Source organism: Nocardia brasiliensis ATCC 700358 (assembly GCF_000250675.2).
Taxonomy (GTDB): domain Bacteria; phylum Actinomycetota; class Actinomycetes; order Mycobacteriales; family Mycobacteriaceae; genus Nocardia; species Nocardia brasiliensis_B.
On record NC_018681.1, the window covers coordinates 414,544 to 431,148 of the forward strand.

The 16,605-nt window shown below is 67.7% G+C and carries 13 protein-coding genes; 7 read left to right on the forward strand and 6 right to left on the reverse strand.

Annotation, left to right across the window (positions count from 1 at the left end; translation table 11 throughout):
* Position 1: 1 nt before the first annotated feature.
* On the forward strand, positions 2-1,195 hold the full coding sequence (locus O3I_RS01845; protein ID WP_041562352.1) for a MarP family serine protease: 1,194 nt from the start codon (positions 2-4) through the stop codon (positions 1,193-1,195).
* A 336-nt stretch (positions 1,196-1,531) separates the two neighbouring features.
* Here the strand turns inward: O3I_RS01845 and O3I_RS01855 are convergent, their stop codons facing one another.
* The 4 genes from O3I_RS01855 to acs all read right to left on the reverse strand — a co-directional run bounded on the left by O3I_RS01855 (position 1,532) and on the right by acs (position 6,430).
* Positions 1,532-2,467, reverse strand: a complete 936-nt coding sequence (locus tag O3I_RS01855; RefSeq protein ID WP_014981189.1) for an alpha/beta fold hydrolase — start codon at positions 2,465-2,467, stop codon at positions 1,532-1,534.
* A gap of 45 nt (positions 2,468-2,512) precedes the next feature.
* On the reverse strand, positions 2,513-3,043 hold the full coding sequence (locus O3I_RS01860; RefSeq protein ID WP_014981190.1) for a phage holin family protein: 531 nt from the start codon (positions 3,041-3,043) through the stop codon (positions 2,513-2,515).
* Positions 3,040-4,296 (reverse strand): Na+/H+ antiporter NhaA, encoded by a 1,257-nt coding sequence (nhaA, locus tag O3I_RS01865; protein WP_171904447.1) that lies wholly within the window; start codon positions 4,294-4,296, stop codon positions 3,040-3,042. The genes O3I_RS01860 and nhaA overlap by 4 nt, the downstream gene beginning before the upstream one ends.
* A gap of 181 nt (positions 4,297-4,477) precedes the next feature.
* Positions 4,478-6,430, reverse strand: a complete 1,953-nt coding sequence (gene acs, locus O3I_RS01870) for an acetate--CoA ligase (protein WP_014981192.1) — start codon at positions 6,428-6,430, stop codon at positions 4,478-4,480.
* A 417-nt stretch (positions 6,431-6,847) separates the two neighbouring features.
* Here acs and O3I_RS01875 point away from each other — a divergent pair, with 417 nt between their 5' ends.
* From O3I_RS01875 to O3I_RS01890, 4 genes are read left to right on the forward strand one after another with little or no spacing between them, the layout of a single operon-like run.
* The gene (locus tag O3I_RS01875; RefSeq protein ID WP_014981193.1) at positions 6,848-8,434 is read left to right on the forward strand and encodes a peptide ABC transporter substrate-binding protein; all 1,587 of its coding nucleotides are present in this window, start codon (positions 6,848-6,850) and stop codon (positions 8,432-8,434) included.
* Positions 8,435-8,494: 60 nt separating this feature from the next.
* On the forward strand, positions 8,495-9,421 hold the full coding sequence (locus tag O3I_RS01880; RefSeq protein ID WP_014981194.1) for an ABC transporter permease: 927 nt from the start codon (positions 8,495-8,497) through the stop codon (positions 9,419-9,421).
* Positions 9,414-10,385, forward strand: coding sequence for an ABC transporter permease (locus O3I_RS01885; protein ID WP_014981195.1), 972 nt, complete (start codon positions 9,414-9,416; stop codon positions 10,383-10,385). The genes O3I_RS01880 and O3I_RS01885 overlap by 8 nt, the downstream gene beginning before the upstream one ends.
* The gene (locus O3I_RS01890; protein WP_014981196.1) at positions 10,382-12,076 is read left to right on the forward strand and encodes a dipeptide ABC transporter ATP-binding protein; all 1,695 of its coding nucleotides are present in this window, start codon (positions 10,382-10,384) and stop codon (positions 12,074-12,076) included. Before O3I_RS01885 ends, O3I_RS01890 begins: the two co-directional genes overlap by 4 nt.
* 180 nt (positions 12,077-12,256) lie before the next feature.
* Here the strand turns inward: O3I_RS01890 and O3I_RS01895 are convergent, their stop codons facing one another.
* The gene (locus O3I_RS01895) at positions 12,257-13,126 is read right to left on the reverse strand and encodes an alpha/beta fold hydrolase (protein WP_014981197.1); all 870 of its coding nucleotides are present in this window, start codon (positions 13,124-13,126) and stop codon (positions 12,257-12,259) included.
* A 374-nt stretch (positions 13,127-13,500) separates the two neighbouring features.
* On the opposite strand from O3I_RS01895, the gene O3I_RS01900 reads away from it, so the two are divergent.
* A complete protein-coding gene (locus O3I_RS01900; RefSeq protein ID WP_014981198.1) occupies positions 13,501-13,908 on the forward strand; it encodes a MarR family winged helix-turn-helix transcriptional regulator in 408 nt (135 codons plus the stop codon).
* Between the two features lie 11 nt (positions 13,909-13,919).
* On the forward strand, positions 13,920-14,663 hold the full coding sequence (locus O3I_RS01905) for a hypothetical protein (protein WP_014981199.1): 744 nt from the start codon (positions 13,920-13,922) through the stop codon (positions 14,661-14,663).
* A gap of 936 nt (positions 14,664-15,599) precedes the next feature.
* Here the strand turns inward: O3I_RS01905 and O3I_RS01910 are convergent.
* On the reverse strand, positions 15,600-16,406 hold the full coding sequence (locus tag O3I_RS01910; protein WP_014981200.1) for an HAD-IB family hydrolase: 807 nt from the start codon (positions 16,404-16,406) through the stop codon (positions 15,600-15,602).
* Between the last annotated feature and the right edge of the window lie 199 nt (positions 16,407-16,605).

Below are 16,605 nucleotides of genomic sequence, written 5' to 3' on the forward strand. Positions count from 1 at the left end.
GGTGAGCTCATCCGCATGGCTCGATATCGCTGTCGTGCTGCTCGCGCTGCTGGCCGCCTCGTCCGGGTGGCGGCAGGGCGCGGTGGCCTCGGCCCTGGCCTTCCTCGGCGTCGTGCTCGGCGCGGTCGCGGGCATCCTGATCGCGCCGCACATCCTGGTCCACGTCGACGAGGGCCGCACCCGCGTGCTGACCGGTGTGCTGCTCATCGTGCTGCTGGTGATCATCGGCGAGGTCGCGGGCATGGTGCTCGGCCGGGCCGCGCGCAGCGGCATGCGGCATCCGTTCACCCGCAGTGTGGACAGCGTGGTGGGTGCGGCGCTGCAGGCGGTGGCCGTGCTGGTCACCGCGTGGCTGCTCGCGTTGCCGCTGGCCACCTCGTCGCAGCCGTCGATCGCCACGGCGATCAACGGCTCCCGGGTGCTCACCGACGTCAACCAGGTGGCGCCGAACTGGTTGCGCCGCTTGCCCAACGAGTTCTCCAAGCTGCTCAACACCTCCGGTCTGCCGGACGTGATCGGCCCGTTCGGCCGGGCGCCGATCGCGGCCGTCGAGCCGCCGGACGCGAGCGTGCTCGGCAGTCCGGTCGCGGGCTCGTTGCAGCAGAGCGTGCTGCGCATCCGCGGTGTCGCGCCGAGTTGCCAGCGGGCGCTGGAGGGTTCGGGCTTCGTGATCGCCCCGGAGCGGATCATGACCAACGCGCACGTGGTCGCGGGTACCACCAGCATTCAGGTCGATTCGTCGACCGGGCCGCTGGACGCCACCGTGGTGCTGTTCGATCCGTCGACCGACGTCGCGGTGCTCGCGGTGCCGGGGCTGACCGCCCCGCCGATCGCCCAGGCGCCGGCGCCCGCGCGGTCCGGTGACAGCGCGATCGTGCTCGGCTACCCGGGCGGCGGGCGTTACACCGCCAGCGCGGCCCGGGTGCGCGAGACGCTGGATCTGACGGGTCCGAACATCTACCGCGACGGCACGGTGGAGCGGCAGGTCTACACCGTGCGCGGGCTGGTGCGCGCGGGCAATTCCGGTGGGCCGCTGGTCGATACGGAAGGCCACGTGCTCGGCGTCGTGTTCGGTGCGGCCGTCACCGACGACGACACCGGCTACGTGCTGACGCTGGCCGAGGTCCGTGCGCAGCTGGACGCCGCACCGGGCGTGAACGCCCCGGTCGGCACCGGAGCCTGCGTGCTGAGCTGACGGCGTGGTTCGAGGGCGGTCTTCGTGAGGCCGCCCTCGAGTCTCGCTGATCGGTCGACGCGAGTCGTGGTTTTCAGCTGTGCAGTGACGCGGCGCAGCGTGGACCCGTGGTCACCACCGACCGCGGACGTGCGCGGACTGTGGACGTGCGCGGATCCCCGGACGCGCGTTGGTCCCGGACGCGCGTGGATCCCCGCCCGCGCGTGGATCCCCGGACGCGCGTTGGTCCCAGACGCGCGCGGATCCCGGACGCGTGCGGACCGTCGGCGCACGTGGACCGAGGACGTCCGCGGACACCGTCTGCCCGCCCCTGACACGCAGTGGCCGTCGCCGAAATTACGCCAGCAGTTTCGCCAGCTCTGCTGTCACCATCTCCGGATTCTCCTGGTGCGCATAGTGTCCGGCGGCCGGGATGGGGGTCAGCTGCCGATTGGGGGACAGGTGCTGACCCCGCCGGAAGGTGCTGGCGAGCACGTACGGATCCAGATCGCCGCGCATGGCCAGCACCGGGATCCGGATCGGTTCGCGCATGGTGGCCATGAACCGGCGGCCGTCCGGTCGCCACTGGCTGCGGAAGGCCCAGCGCTGATACTCCAGCGCACAGTGCGCGGCGCCGGGGATCTGGATGGCCGAGCGCATCCGCCGGGCGGTGTCGACGAATTCGGTGGTGCCCGACCATGATCCGCTGACCCGCTGCCGCAGCAGCCGTTCGGCCTCGAAGCCGTCACCGGTGGTCAGCAGCCGTTCGCCGTAGCGTGGCAGCTGGTAGCGCAGGAAGTTGGGCAGCCAGGTCGCGCGCTGGTGGCGGTTGTGTAAGACCGCGCTCTTCAACGCGGCGGGATGCGGTGAACTCACCACCGCGATCGAGCGAACCAGCCGGGGATGCAGTACCGCGGTGGCCCAGCAGACCAGTCCGCCGTCGGCGTGCCCGACGAGGGTCGCGTCGGGATAGCCGAGGGCGCGGATGAGTCCCGCGATATCGCCGGCCAGCGTCCAGCCGTCGTATCCGCGGGGCGGTTTGTCGCTGTCGCCGTAGCCGCGCAGATCGACGGCCACCGCCCGGTAGCCGTGCGCGGCCAGTCCGGTGAGCTGGTGCCGCCAGGACCACCAGAAGTCGGCGAATCCGTGCAGTAGCACGACCAAGGGCGCGTCGGTGCGGTCCGGGGCCGCGTCGACCACGTGGAAGCGGATGCCGTTGGCATGGACGTCCCGATGCGCCCACGGGCCGTCGTAACGGACGCTGGACGGATCCGGAATTGAGTGCGACGACACGCCGAGGCAGCCTAGTTGTCGAGGTATCCGCGCGCGAGCGAGCGGTTACGAAGCGGGTTTGTCCAGGGCGGGACGGCCGTCATGGGTCAGCGCCGGACGGTCCTCGTGCGCCGCCGCGCCGAGACCGTGCGGCAGCACCGCGCGGGCCTGCTTGAGCGAGTCGATCGTCTTCTCCGGCGCGCGCAGCTTCTTCACCCGCAGATAGCCGAGCAGCGCCAGCAGCGCGGTCGCGACGATCATCAGCGCGAACACGATCAGGAACGCCGCCCAGCGGGCCAGCCACACATCGAGCAGTTCGCCGAGGAAGAAGAAAAAGAAGAACGTGCTGAACAGCAGGACGGTCAGCGCGAGGATGAAGTAGACGCTGCCCTGCAGCCCCTTCTTGATCTCCCCGGTGACCTCCGCTTTGGCGAGCGCGACCTCGGCCCGGACCAGCGTCGACATCTGCTCGGTCGCATCGCGCACGAGGCTGCCGAAGCTGGCGCTGCCGGTGGGATTCGCGTCGGACAAGGGAATGGAGGTCACTGTACGACCGCGCTGCGCGTCGTTCCCGTTACCGCCGTTTGTGTAACTCACTTGGTCGACCCTTCTCCCTGTCCCGGCACTGCATCCTCGTCTTCTCGTTGTAGCGCACGCGCGTCTCGACGCGCCTGGTGGACACGCCCTCGCCGCAACAGTAGCGCCGAACCGGCAAGCGACGCCGCCATTGATGTGACCAACACAGCGGCCTTCGCCAATTCCGCGGCCGAGCCGTCGCCGACATCGGCCAGCGCGAGTTCCGCCACGAGAAGGCTAACGGTGAAGCCGATCGCGCCGAGCACCGACAGGGCGAACATGTCGCGATACCCGAGTCCGGCGGGCCGCTTGGCCACACCGAACCGGATTGCGAGCCAACTGATCCCGAAGATGCCCAGGGTCTTGCCGAGCAGTAACCCGAGAATTACCGCCAGCGCCAGCCTGTCGCTGAACAGTTCGCCGAACACTTTGGCGTCCAACGGAACTCCGGAGGCGAACAACGCGAACAACGGGACGCACACACCGGCCGAGATCGGCTGGATCAGATGCTCGAGCCGAGTGGCCGGCGCCTCTTCTTCCCCGGGGTCGGGGCGCACCCTGGTGAGCAGGCCGAGGACCACCCCGGCCAGGGTCGGGTGGATGCCCGCCTCGTGCAGCGCGTACCAGGCGACCAGTGCCAGCGGCACGTAGAGCCACGGGGTGCGGATCCGCTTGTGCTGAGCCAGCGCCCACAGCGCGAAGCAGGCCGCGGCGGTCAGCAGCCACAGCAGCGCCAGCGTCGTGGTGAACAGCACGGCGATCACGATGATGGCCATCAGATCGTCGACCACCGCCAGACTGAGCAGGAAGACCCGCGCGCTCGCCGGGATGCGGGAACCCGTCATGGCGAGCACGGCCAGCGCGAACGCGATATCGGTGGCGACCGGGATGGCCCAGCCCCGGTCCATCCCGGGCACCCCGAACCCGACCGCCACGGCGATGAGCGCGGGCGTGACCACGCCGCCGACCGCGGCGATGATAGGCAGGGCCGCGCGTTTCGGGTCGGCCAACTCGCCGACCACGAGTTCGCGTTTGAGTTCCAGGCCCGCGACGAAGAAGAAAATGGCGAGCAGGCCGTCTTTGGTCCAGTCGGCCAGGGTGAGATCCAGGTGCAGCGGCGGGATGGCGAGCACCGTCTCGGTCATCGTCACGTAGCTCGCGCCCCACGGCGAGTTGACCCACAGCAACGCGACCGCGGCGGCGATCAGCAGGATGGCGCCGCCGACTGTTTCGGTGCGGAGATAGCGGGACAGTTCCGAGCGCACTTGCGTGATCACGGGGAACCTTTCGGCAGGGTCGGTCGGGGCTGCGACCACGCCATCCCGCCGCATCGGCTGCGGGTGCACGGCCGCATGCCGACCAGACTTCCCGGCACACCTTACGCAATCCTAACGGTTGAAGCCGGTGACCAGAACAGCCACCGGCCTTACCATGCGTGCCGCGGTTCCGTGGGGGTTACGCCTTGCTGGCCCGGATCGCCTCGAAGACGTTCGGATCGACCAGCGTCGAGGTGTCGCCGAGCTCGCGGCCCTCCGCGACGTCGCGCAGCAACCGGCGCATGATCTTGCCGCTGCGCGTCTTCGGCAGCTCGGGCACCACGTGGATCTCGCGCGGCCGCGCGATCGGGCTGATCTCGCGCGACACCTCCGCCTTCAGCTCGTCCACCAGCGCGCTGCCGGTGTCCTCGGCCTCCGCGGTCAGGATGACGAACGCGACGATGCCCTGGCCGGTGGTCTCGTCGCTGGCCCCGACCACCGCGGCCTCGGCGACCCCCGAGTGACCGACCAGTGCCGATTCCACCTCGGCGGTGGAGATCCGGTGGCCCGATACGTTCATCACGTCGTCGACCCGGCCGAGCACCCACAGGTCGCCGTCGGCGTCGAGCTTGGCGCCGTCCCCGGCGAAGTACCAGCCCTGCTCGGCGTAGCGCTCCCAGTACGTGGCCCGGTATCGCTCCATGTCGCCCCAGATGCCGCGCAGCATCGACGGCCACGGCTGGTCGAGCACCAGGTAGCCGTTGGCCTCGGTTTCCCCGCGCTGCACCGGCTTTCCCTCTTCGTCGACGACCAGCGCGGAGATGCCGGGCAGCGGCGCCATGGCCGCGCCGGGCTTGGCGGCGGTGACGCCGGGCAGCGGCGAGATCATGATCGAGCCGGTCTCGGTCTGCCACCAGGTGTCCACGATCGGGGTGCGGCCCGCGCCGATGGTGTCGCGGTACCAGCGCCAGGCCTCCGGGTTGATCGGCTCACCGACCGAACCGAGCAGCCGGATGCTGGACAGATCGTGCGCGGCCGGGATCTCGCGACCCCACTTCATGAAGGTACGCACCAGTGTCGGTGCCGTGTAATAGATACTGACGCCGTACTTTTCGACGATCTGCCAGTGCCGGTGCTCGTCCGGGAAGTTCGGCGTGCCCTCGTAGACGACCTGGGTGGCGCGGTTGGCCAGTGGTCCGTAGACGATGTAGCTGTGGCCGGTGACCCAGCCGATGTCGGCGGTGCACCAGTAGACGTCTTGTCCGGCTTTGTGATCGAAGACGTTGTGGTGGGTGTAGGCGGTCTGGGTGAGGTAGCCGCCGCTGGTGTGCAGGATGCCCTTGGGTTTTCCGGTGGTGCCGGAGGTGTAGAGGATGAACAGCGGGTGCTCGGCGTCGAAGGCCTGCGCCTCGTGCTCGGGCGACGCGTTCGCCACCGTCTCGTGCCACCACAGGTCGCGGCCGTCGGTCCACGGCACCTCGAGCTCGGTGCGACGCACCACCAGCACGTGCTCAACGCTGTGCGGCACATCGCCGTTCGCGTACAGCGCCTCGTCCACGGCTTCCTTCAGCGGCGCGGCCTTACCGCGCCGCCACTGCCCGTCGGTGGTGATGATCAACCGAGCCTCGGCGTCGTCCACGCGTTGGCGCAGCGCGGTGGGGGAGAACCCGGCGAACACCACCGAGTGGGTGAGGCCGAGCCGCGCACAGGCCAGCATCGAGACGACGGCCTCGGGCACCATCGGCATATAGATGGCGACCCGGTCGCCCGCTTCGAGACCGAGTTCGGTCAGATAGTTCGCGGCCCGGCTCACCTCGGTGAGCAGCTCGCGGTAGGTGATGTCGCGGGAGTCGCCGGGCTCGCCCTCCCAGTGGATGGCGACCTGGTCGCCGTGTCCGTCGAGCACGTGCCGGTCGACGCAGTTGTAGGCGACGTTCAGCTTGCCGCCGACGAACCACTTGGCGACCGGCGCGCCGGACCAGTCCAGCACCTGGTTCCACCGCTCGTGCCAGTGCAAACGATCGGCCTGCTCGGCCCAGAACGCGTCGCGATCGGCCGAACCTCGCTGGTACAGCGCGGCATCGGCGTTCGCCGCGGCCGCGAAGTCCGCGGCGGGCGGGTACGAGTCCCTGTGGTCGGCTGTTTCGGTCATCTCGCTTCTTCTTTCCACGTAGCCTGAGCCCACGATTCAAACGCAGCCAGTTCGACAGTAGACAACTGTGACCTACGCCGCGTCCGGTGTGTCCACCGGGTTTCCGTACCGTCACGCCGTTGCGCGATCCGCAGCGATGAGGGGGTGTCAGGGAGACGCCGGAACGCCCCGTACGGAGGCAATGTTTCGGCGGATCGCCCGTTTTCACGCGATGTTTTTCGTGTTTCGGCGATGTTGCCGAATTGGTAATTAGTGGAACGAACTCTGGTCAATCGGCTGACAGAGCCCCTTCCAGGTGGATAATCTCCGAGGCACCCAAGGCGGATCGTGCCGGCATGCGCCTGGTTGACCTCAACGCGTGCCACCAGGCTCCGCCCTTCTCGAAAACGGGAGAACGCGTTGAGATTCAACAGAGCAATGGCGCTGACTGCGGCAGCACTACTGGCCACAAGCCTCGGACTGGCAGCTTGTTCGTCGGACGACAGCGCCGACGCGAGCATCGTCACGACCAATGGTGGTGAACCGCAGAACCCGTTGGTACCGACCAACACCAACGAGAATATGGGTGGGCGAGTCGTCGACCGGCTGTTCGCGGGTCTCAAGTACTACGACGGCAACGGCGTGGCGCACGACGAGATGGCCGAGAAGATCGAGACGACCGACCGCAAGACCTACAAGATCACCATCAAGCCGGACTGGAAGTTCTCCGACGGCACCACGGTGAAGGCGAAGTCGTTCGTCGACGCGTGGAACTACGGCGCCCTCGGCACCAACGCCCAGCTGCAGAGCTACGTGTTCACCCCGATCCTGGGCTTCGACGAGGTGTCGGCCGAGAAGCCGACGGCGCAGACGATGAAGGGCTTGAAGGTCGTCGACGATCGCACCTTCACCGTCGAGCTCAAGTCGCCCTCGATCGACTTCGAGACCGAACTCGGCTACGCGCCGTTCTACCCGCTGCCCGACGCGGCCTTCAAGGACATGAAGGTCTTCGGCGAGAACCCGATCGGCAACGGCCCGTACAAGTTCGCGCACGAGGGCGCCTGGCAGCACAACGTGCAGATCGACCTGGTGCCCAACCCGGACTACAAGGGTGGCCGCGCGCCGAAGAACAAGGGCCTGCGCTTCGTGATGTACCAGTCGTTCGACACGGCGTACGCAGACCTGCAGGCGGGCAACCTCGACACCCTCGACACGATCCCGGACAGCGCGATCACCTCCTACGAGAAGGACCTGGGCGACCGCGCGATCACCAAGCCGACCGCGCAGAACCAGCACATCGGCATCCAGGCCAACGTCCCGCACTTCAGCGGTGAAGAAGGCGTGCTGCGCCGCAAGGCCCTGTCCATGGCGATCAACCGAGAGCAGATCTGCCAGAACATCTTCCACGGCACCCGCCTGCCGGCGCGGGACTTCACCTCCGCCTCGCTGCCGGGCTTCCGCGGCGACCTGCCGGGCTCGGAGTTCCTGAAGTTCAACCCGGACGAGGCCAAGAAGCTGTGGGCCCAGGCTGACGCCATGTCGCCGTGGTCGGGTCGCTACGAGATCGCCTACAACTCCGACGGCGGCCACCAGGCCTGGATCGAGGCGGTCGCGAACAGCATCAAGAACACCCTGGGCATCGACGCCATCGGCACGCCGTACCCGACGTTCAAGAACATCCGCGACGAGGTCAACGCCAAGACCATCAACAAGGCGTTCCGCTACGGCTGGCAGGGCGACTACCCGACCATGCTGCAGTTCCTGACCTCGCAGTACTACAGCTACTCCGAGACGAACAACGTCGACTGGAAGGTCCCCGAGTTCGACAAGCTGCTCGACGCCGCGCTGGCCGCGCCGACGCAGGAGGAGTCCTACAAGATCGTCGCGCAGGCGCAGACCATGATGCTCAGCCAGATGGCCGACATCCCGGTGCTGGACTACATCGCCGCCGCGGGCCGCTCCGAGAAGGTGAAGGCGAACCTCGCCTGGAACGGTCTGTTCGACTTCGAGAACATCGAGAAGTAGCCGCCAGATGAGCCGCGCCGTCCCCGGGCGGCGCGGCTCATCTCCGACCCAGGAGACGAAATGGCCTGGTATGTCGTGCGGCGTCTGCTCCAGATGATCCCCGTGTTCCTCGGGGCGACGCTGCTCATCTATGCCCTGGTATTCCTCGTCCCCGGCGACCCGATCCACGCCCTCGCCGGCGACAAACCGATGACCCCCGCGGTGGAGGCGCAGTTGCGCGCCCGGTACCACCTCGATCAGCCCTTCATCATGCAATACCTGCTGTATCTGAAGGGCATTCTGACGTTCGACTTCGGCACTGCCTTCTCCGGCAGGCCGGTCCGCGACGAACTCGCGCGGGCCTTCCCGATCACGATCAAGCTCGCCTTCATGGCCGTGTTCATCGAGGCCGTCTTCGGCGTCGTGTTCGGTCTGGTCGCCGGGCTGCGCAAGGGCAAGCTCTTCGACTCGACGATGCTGGTCATCAGCCTGATCGTGATCGCCGTCCCGATCTTCGTGGTCGGCTTCCTCGCCCAGTTCCTGCTCGGCGTGAAGTGGGGGATCGCACCGGTGACCGTCACCGGTAAAGCCAGCTTCACCGAACTGCTCGTCCCCGCGTTTGTGCTCGGGTCGCTGTCGTTCGCGTATGTGCTGCGCCTGACCCGGAACTCGGTGGCGGAGAACATGACCGCCGACTTCGTGCGCACCGCCACGGCCAAGGGCCTGAGCCGGCGCCGGGTCGTCACCGTGCACATCCTGCGCAACTCGATGATCCCGGTGGTCACCTTCCTCGGCGCCGATCTCGGCGCGCTGATGGGCGGCGCCATCGTCACCGAGGGCATCTTCAACATCCCCGGCGTCGGCGGCACGATGTACCAGGCGATCACCCGCGGCGAGCCGCCCACGGTCGTCTCGTTCGTGACCGTGCTGATCATCATCTTCCTGGTCTCGAACCTGGTCGTAGACCTCTTGTACGCCGCACTCGACCCGAGGATCCGCTATGCCTGACCTCGAAAAAGGAATCGACCTCGCCGACAGCGCGGCGCGGGGCAGGCAGGTCTACTTCGTCGCACCGCCGGACGAGGTCGAGGTGCTGGCCACCGACATGGTCGCCGAAGGCGGCTCGCCGACCAGCATCTGGTACGACGCGTGGCGGCAGTTGCGGCGCAACCCGATCTTCATCGTCGCGGCGCTGATGATCCTGTTCATCCTCGTCGTCGTGATCTGGCCGGGCCTGTTCACCAGCCAGGACCCGCGCTACTGCAACGGCGACTTCAGCATGGACCCGCGCGGTGCGGGTCACCCGTTCGGCTTCGACAAGCAGGGCTGCGATATCTACGCCCGAACCGTCTACGGCGCACGGGCTTCGGTGATGGCGGGCGTCGGCTCGACGATCATGTTCGTGTTGATCGGCGGCATCCTCGGCGCGCTGTCCGGCTTCTACGGCGGCCTGCTCGACTCGATCGTCTCGCGCGTCTCGGAGATCTTCTACGCGATCCCGCTGATGCTCGCCGCGATCGTGATCATGCAGCTGCTCGACGACCGCACCATCTGGACCGTCATTCTCATCCTCGCCTCGTTCACCTGGCCGCAGGCGGCCCGGATCGCCCGCAGCGCGGTGATCCAGGCGAAGAACAGCGATTACGTCACGGCGGCAAAGGCTTTGGGCGTCTCGCGAATACGCACGCTGATCCGGCACGTGCTGCCGAACGCGGCGGGCCCGCTGATCGTGGTCACCACGATCTGGCTCGGCGTCTTCATCGTCACCGAGGCCACGCTGTCCTACCTGGGCGTCGGGTTGCCGCGCACCATCGTGTCCTGGGGCTCCGATATCTCCTCCGGGCAGAAGGAGATTCGCACCTCGGCGATCCTGTTCTATCCCGCAACGGCTTTGGCGCTCACCGTGCTGAGCTTCATCATGCTGGGCGACGCGGTGCGCGATGCCCTCGACCCGAAGGCGAGGAAGCGATGAGCGCGGAAACGCCATTACTGGAGATCAAGGATCTCAACGTCTGCTTCACGTCCGAAGGTAAGCGGATCCCCGCGGTCCGGGACGTGAACCTGCAGGTGTATCCGGGACAGACGGTCGCGATCGTCGGCGAGTCGGGTTCGGGCAAATCGACCACCGCGCACGCGATCATCGATCTGCTGCCCGGCACCGGCAAGGTCACCTCCGGCTCGATCCTGTTCGACGGCAAGGACCTCGCGACGGCCTCCAAGAAGGACGTCATCGCGGTGCGCGGCAACGGTATCGGCCTGGTGCCACAGGACCCGATGTCGAACCTCAACCCGGTGTGGAAGATCGGCTTCCAGATCCGGGAGACGTTGGAGGCCAACGGCATCGCCAAGGGCAAGGCGGCCAAGCAGCGGGCGATCGAACTGCTCGAAGAAGCGGGCATGTCCGACGCGGGCCGGCGGGTGAATCAGTACCCGCACGAGTTCTCCGGCGGCATGCGCCAGCGTGCGCTCATCGCCATCGGCCTGGCCTGCCGGCCCAAGCTGCTCATCGCCGACGAACCCACCTCGGCGCTGGACGTCACCGTGCAGCGGCAGATCCTGGACCATCTCGACGGCCTCACCGCCGAGCTCGGCACCGCGGTCCTGCTGATCACCCACGACCTCGGTTTGGCCGCCGAGCGCGCGGAACACCTGGTGGTGATGTACCGCGGACGAGTGGTGGAATCCGGTCCCGCGCTACAGATTCTGCGCGAGCCGCAACACCTGTACACCAAGCGGCTGGTGAATTCGGCGCCCTCGCTCGCCTCGCAGCGACTGTCGTCGGTGAAGCAGCGCATCGAGATCCGCGAGCAGGCCGAGAAGGTCGCCGAGCAGATCGCCGCGGCCGATACCGAGATCGCGGCCGCGTCCGACGACGTGGTGGTCGTGGAGAACCTCACCAAGGTCTTCCAGATTCGCGGCAGCACGCCCTGGAAGTCGACGGATTTCACTGCGGTGCAGGATGTTTCGTTCCGGCTGCGGCGCGGCACCACCACCGCGATCGTCGGCGAGTCCGGTTCCGGCAAGTCCACCGTGGCGCAGATGATCCTCGGCCTGCTCGAGCCGACCTCGGGCAAGGTGCTGTTCGACGGCAAGGAGGTCGCGAAGCTGGATCGCAAGGGCGCCTTCGCGTTCCGGCGCCGGGTGCAGCCGATCTTCCAGGACCCGTACGGCTCGCTCGACCCGATGTACTCGATTTTCCGCACCATCGAGGAGCCGTTGCGCACGCACGACATCGGCACCCCGAAGGAGCGCGAGGCGACGGTCCGTGAACTGCTCGAGAAGGTATCGCTGCCGTCCTCGGTCATGCGGCGCTACCCCAACGAGCTGTCCGGCGGTCAGCGCCAACGCGTCGCGGTGGCTCGCGCCCTCGCGCTCTCGCCCGAGGTCGTGGTCTGCGATGAGGCGGTTTCCGCGCTCGACGTGCTGGTGCAGGCGCAGATCCTGCGGCTGCTGAACGACCTGCAAGCCGAACTCGGCCTGTCCTACGTGTTCATCACCCACGATCTCGCGGTGGTCCGCCAGATCGCCGATGACGTGCTGGTCATGCAGAGCGGCAAGGTGGTCGAGGCGGCTTCCACCCAGGAGGTCTTCGACTCGCCCCGGGAGGAGTACACCAGGCGGCTGCTCGACGCCATCCCCGGCCGGGATCTGCTGGCCGGCTGAGAAACGTTGGCGGGCTGGGGATCAGCTCGCCGGACGTCAGCGGCTCACCCTGCGACAGGGTGAGCCGCTTTCTCGTTTCCGGCTTGTGCTCGCTGCTCGGCCGCAGGTGCTCGCGATCGAGCAGGCGCTCGACCGCAATATGCCGAGTCGTGTGCGCAGGCCTGGTTGTGTGCTGAGCCCTCAGCTCCGGGCTGTGTGCGCGAGCAGGGCGGGCACGACCGCGTCCCACTGCCACGGCGGGGGCACCTGGTGTCCGGTCTCCGGCATGGGCAGTAGTTCCGCGCCGGGAATCGCTGCGGCCAAAGCCTTTCCGTGCTCGAGCGGGAACAGGGGGTCCTCGGTGCCGTGCAGCACCAGCGTCGGCGCGGTGATGTCACCGAGCCGATCCCGCCACGGCGCTCCGGCGTCCAGCAGGAACGGATTGGTCAGCTGCGCGGCGATATCGGCGGCCCGATCGACCACCTGCGTCGCCAGCTCGGTGCGGTGCGCGGTATCGAAAACGCGGCTCGCTGCCGCGAACGGGCGCTCGGATTCGACCAGGTACTCGATGACCGCCGCGCGGTCCGACCAGTCGGGTACCGGGGCCTCGGCCGAGAAGTACGCCAGCAGTTCGGGAGTCATCCCCGGCAGGTCCGGATTCTCATGGCCGGGGCCGCCCGGTGAAGCGGAGGCGAGGACCAGCGAGATCACCCGATCGGGGTGATCCAGCGCGATGAGCTGGGCGGTGGCCGCGCCCTGGGACATGCCGAGGATATGTGCGCGTTCGATGCCGAGCGCGTCCAACAGGCCGATCGCGTCCGCGACCAGCGTGCGCAGATCGTAGCCGGGCGTACCGACGGGGAAGGTGGTGGATTGCCCGGAATCCCTTGTGTCGTAGCGAATTACTCGTCGCCCACCATCGACCAGTCCGGTGATGAAGCCGGGTTCCCACGCGAGCATGGATTCGGCGGCGCCGTGGATCAACAGCAGTGGCGGCAACGTCGAATCGCCGAAACTCTCTGTGCACAGGCGGATTCCATTGACTTCGACGATCCGCTCGTTGCCCTGCATGTGCCCAACCTCCAAGTATGTTACATGTAACGAGAACCGTAGCCGAAGATTCGTTACATGTAAATAAGTCGCGGTAGACTCGAGGCATGACCGAATCTGCCGACGCTGGATCCGCACGGCGGCGTGCCGCCGGATCGGTATCGGGGGCGGCTGCGGGATCGGCGTCGCGGCCTGCCGCCGAGTCGGCATCGCGGGCTGGCGCCAGATCCGCAGCGCGGCCTGCTGCCGAACCCGCACAGCGGCCTGTTACCGGATCGGCGTCGCGGCCTGCGACCGGAGCCGTATCGCGGCCTGCTGCCGGATCGGCATCGAGGGCTGCCGCTGGATCGGCACAGCGCCTTGCCGCTGATGCGGGCTGGGTGGCGTATCAACGGATGCGTCTGCTGGTGGATGCCGAGATCGCCCGGGATCTGGAGCGCAGCACCGGACTTTCGATGCCGGATTACGACGTACTCGCCGCCGTGGCCGAGGTCGCCGAGACCGCGGAGTGTGTCCGAGTGAGCGGCCTCGCCGCCCACATGCACTGGCCGCACAGCAGACTGTCCCGGCAACTCGGCCGCATGGAGCGGCGCGAACTGATCGCCCGCGAACCCTGCGAGCGCGACGGCCGCGGCGACGACGTGCTTCTCACCGCGGCCGGTCGGCGTGCCCTCGATACCGCCGCACCCGCCCACCACGCCTCGGTGCGCAACCGCTTCACCGACCTGCTCACGCCCACGCAGCTGCGGATGCTCGCCGAGATCGAGGAGTCCATCGCCCGGCACGCCGAGGACCGCAAGTAGCCTCGTATGCCGTGACCGATCCGCTACAGCCCCTCGTCGATCTGCCTGGCGTGCGTGCCGCCGCCGACCGTGCCAGGGACGCGCTCGCCGCGGTACACCGGCACAAAGCGAATCGTCGCGGCTGGCCCACCACCGCCGCCGAGGCCGCGGTGCGGGCGGCCCGCTCGTCCGCCGCCATCGACGGCGGCAGCACCGAACTCCCCGCCGACGGCAACGTCGCCGATCCGATACTCGCCGGCTCTTTGCGCGTCGGCCAGGCGCTGGACGGCGACGCGCTGCGCAACCTGGTCGGCACCTGGCAGCGGGCGCCACTGCAGGCGCTGGCCCGACTGCACCTGCTCGCCGCCACGGATCTGGTTGCGGACGAAGAGCTGCTCGGCAGGCCGCGCGCGGACGCGGGCGTGGCAGAGCGTCTCGATCTACTCGCGCAGACCGTCGTCGGTTCCCGCGCACCCGCCCCGGTGCTCGCCGCCGTGGTGCACGGCGAGCTGCTCGCCCTGCGACCTTTCGGCACCGCCGACGGCGTCGTGGCGCGCGCCGCATCCCGGCTCGTCGCCGTGTCCAGCGGACTGGACCCACACAGTCTCGGCGTGCCAGAAGTTTTCTGGCTCCGCCGCCGCCAGTCCTACCTCGACACCGCCGCCGGTTTCGGCACCGGCACCGCCGAAGCTGTCGGGAGCTGGGTCATCCTCTGCTGCGGCGCCCTCGAAGACGGTGCCCGCGAAGCAACCTCGATCGCCGACTCTGCCGCTTAGTCGCCGGTCTTCCCGCACCAGTTCCGCGTTCCCGCACCCGCTTTGCCCTGGCAGAGGGCGTGCGACAAGACAGAAGTGGTGCGGCAACTGAGTGATCCTCTTCTGCCGCGGCGCGCTGGAAGAGGGTGCCCGCGAAGCAACTTCGATCGCCGACTCTGCCGCTTAGTCGCCGGTCTTCCCGCACCAGTTCTGCGTTCCCGCACCTGCTGTGCCCTGGCAGAGCGGGTGCGACAAGACAGAAGTGGTGCGGCGAAGACGGAACTGGTGCGGCAACGGGGCGCAGGTCCGTCACTGAGCCCGCCCCGCAGACGGGAGCGAACCGGGCGCAGGTCCGTCACTCGGCCCACCTCGCAGGCGGGAGCGAAACTGGGCGCAGGTCCGTCACTCAGCCCCCTGAACGGGCGCGAACCACAGACCCCCTGCAACCCCGCTCCCACACATCAAAGCGGGCGGCGTGTCGTTTCCGACCTCACCGCCCGCGTAGCACGGACTACCTGGTTACCAAGCGTGCTGAGTGGGTTGTGTTCCTATCGGCCTCGGCGATAATCCGAACTCCGGCGGTTCATCCCCGCAACCTGTGCGAGGCCCTCGCCGACGAAACCCGAATCTCGCAGGCCCACAACGCTTCTGCCCTTGTCGCGGCGCGCTCCGCGTGGGTGCCTGGTGCCCGTGCTGGGAAGGATGGCTGGGAGACTGGAACCTTCTCTTCCGGTCCTGCCTTGGCCTTCCGACCCTTCCGTAGTTACCTTTCTACACCTGTGACCGCCCTCACATCAAGACCTGCGCGGACATTCCATTAGCGGCGTGTCGATCGGCGTTTCGTGGTTAAATGCCTGGTCGTTTCCGGGTGTCGTGTGCGGACTGCACATTGCCCGGCAAGCGCTCCGCTTCCGCTCGAACAGCGTGACTCGCGCCGTGGTGGGTGGTGGTTAAAATTCAGCTCCGCTTGCGCAGCAGGCGATAGCTGATCGCGCCGGCGACCAGCGCGCTCAACCCGACCACCGCGGTGGCCGCAAGGGTGGTGGACGAGGGGGCCTGGAAGCGCGCCCACAGCGACACCGGGTTGGAGAACGTCAGAATGGGCCAACCTTTGGCCACCGCTTCGCGACGAAGATTGCGGTCCGGGTTGACGGCAGTGGGGTGGCCGACCGCGTTCAGCAGCGGCAGATCGGTGATCGAATCCGAATACGCGTAGCAGCGCGCGAGGTCGTATCCCTCACTGGCGGCGAGCTTTTCGATAGCGGCGACCTTGCCTTCGCCGTAACAGTAGAACTCCACCTCGCCGGTGTACTTGCCGTCCGCGACGACCATCCGGGTCGCCGCGGTGTGGGACGCGCCGAGCACCTCCGCGATCGGTCCGACGATTTCCTCGCCGGAGGCCGACACGATCACCACGTCGTGGCCCCGGATCTTGTGGTCGGCAATGAGATCGGCGGCCTCGGCGTAGATCAGCGGATCGACCAGCTCGTGAAGTGTCTCGGCCACAATGGTTTTCACCTGCTCGACATCCCAGCCCGCGCACATGTTCGTCAGATGTGCGCGCATGCGCTCCATTTGGTCGTGGTCGGCGCCGGAGAGCATGAACATGAAGTGGGCGTAACTGCTTTCGAGCACGTCACGGCGATTCAGCAGGCCCTGCGCATAGAAGGGCTTGCTGAAGACGAACGTGCTCGACTTCGCGATCACGGTCTTGTCGAGATCGAAGAAGGCGGCGACGCGTCCGTTCGCGTGGGGTGAGTCCACCCGACCAGAATAGGCGGCCCGGCGCGACCCGTCGCCGACGGTGGTGTCCGAGGCCCGATCGGTGGCCGCGAGCGGGGAGTTTGCTCAGCGAATGTGGAGCATGCGAGGCTCACAAAGTTCTCCGACAACAGACTTGCGTTGTGGCCGGGGCTTGGGTGTAGTATTGCTGGCACCTGGACATGGTCCAGGCGCGTTCAGC

Coding starts and splice junctions, on each gene's coding strand:
- O3I_RS01890 (WP_014981196.1), top strand. CDS start 10,382: ATGAGCGCGGAAACGCCATTACTGGAGATCAAGGATCTCAACGTCTGC.
- O3I_RS01900 (WP_014981198.1), top strand. CDS start 13,501: ATGCGTCTGCTGGTGGATGCCGAGATCGCCCGGGATCTGGAGCGCAGC.
- O3I_RS01895 (WP_014981197.1), bottom strand. CDS start 13,126: ATGCAGGGCAACGAGCGGATCGTCGAAGTCAATGGAATCCGCCTGTGC.
- O3I_RS01885 (WP_014981195.1), top strand. CDS start 9,414: ATGCCTGACCTCGAAAAAGGAATCGACCTCGCCGACAGCGCGGCGCGG.
- O3I_RS01875 (WP_014981193.1), top strand. CDS start 6,848: ATGGCGCTGACTGCGGCAGCACTACTGGCCACAAGCCTCGGACTGGCA.
- O3I_RS01880 (WP_014981194.1), top strand. CDS start 8,495: ATGGCCTGGTATGTCGTGCGGCGTCTGCTCCAGATGATCCCCGTGTTC.
- acs (WP_014981192.1), bottom strand. CDS start 6,430: ATGACCGAAACAGCCGACCACAGGGACTCGTACCCGCCCGCCGCGGAC.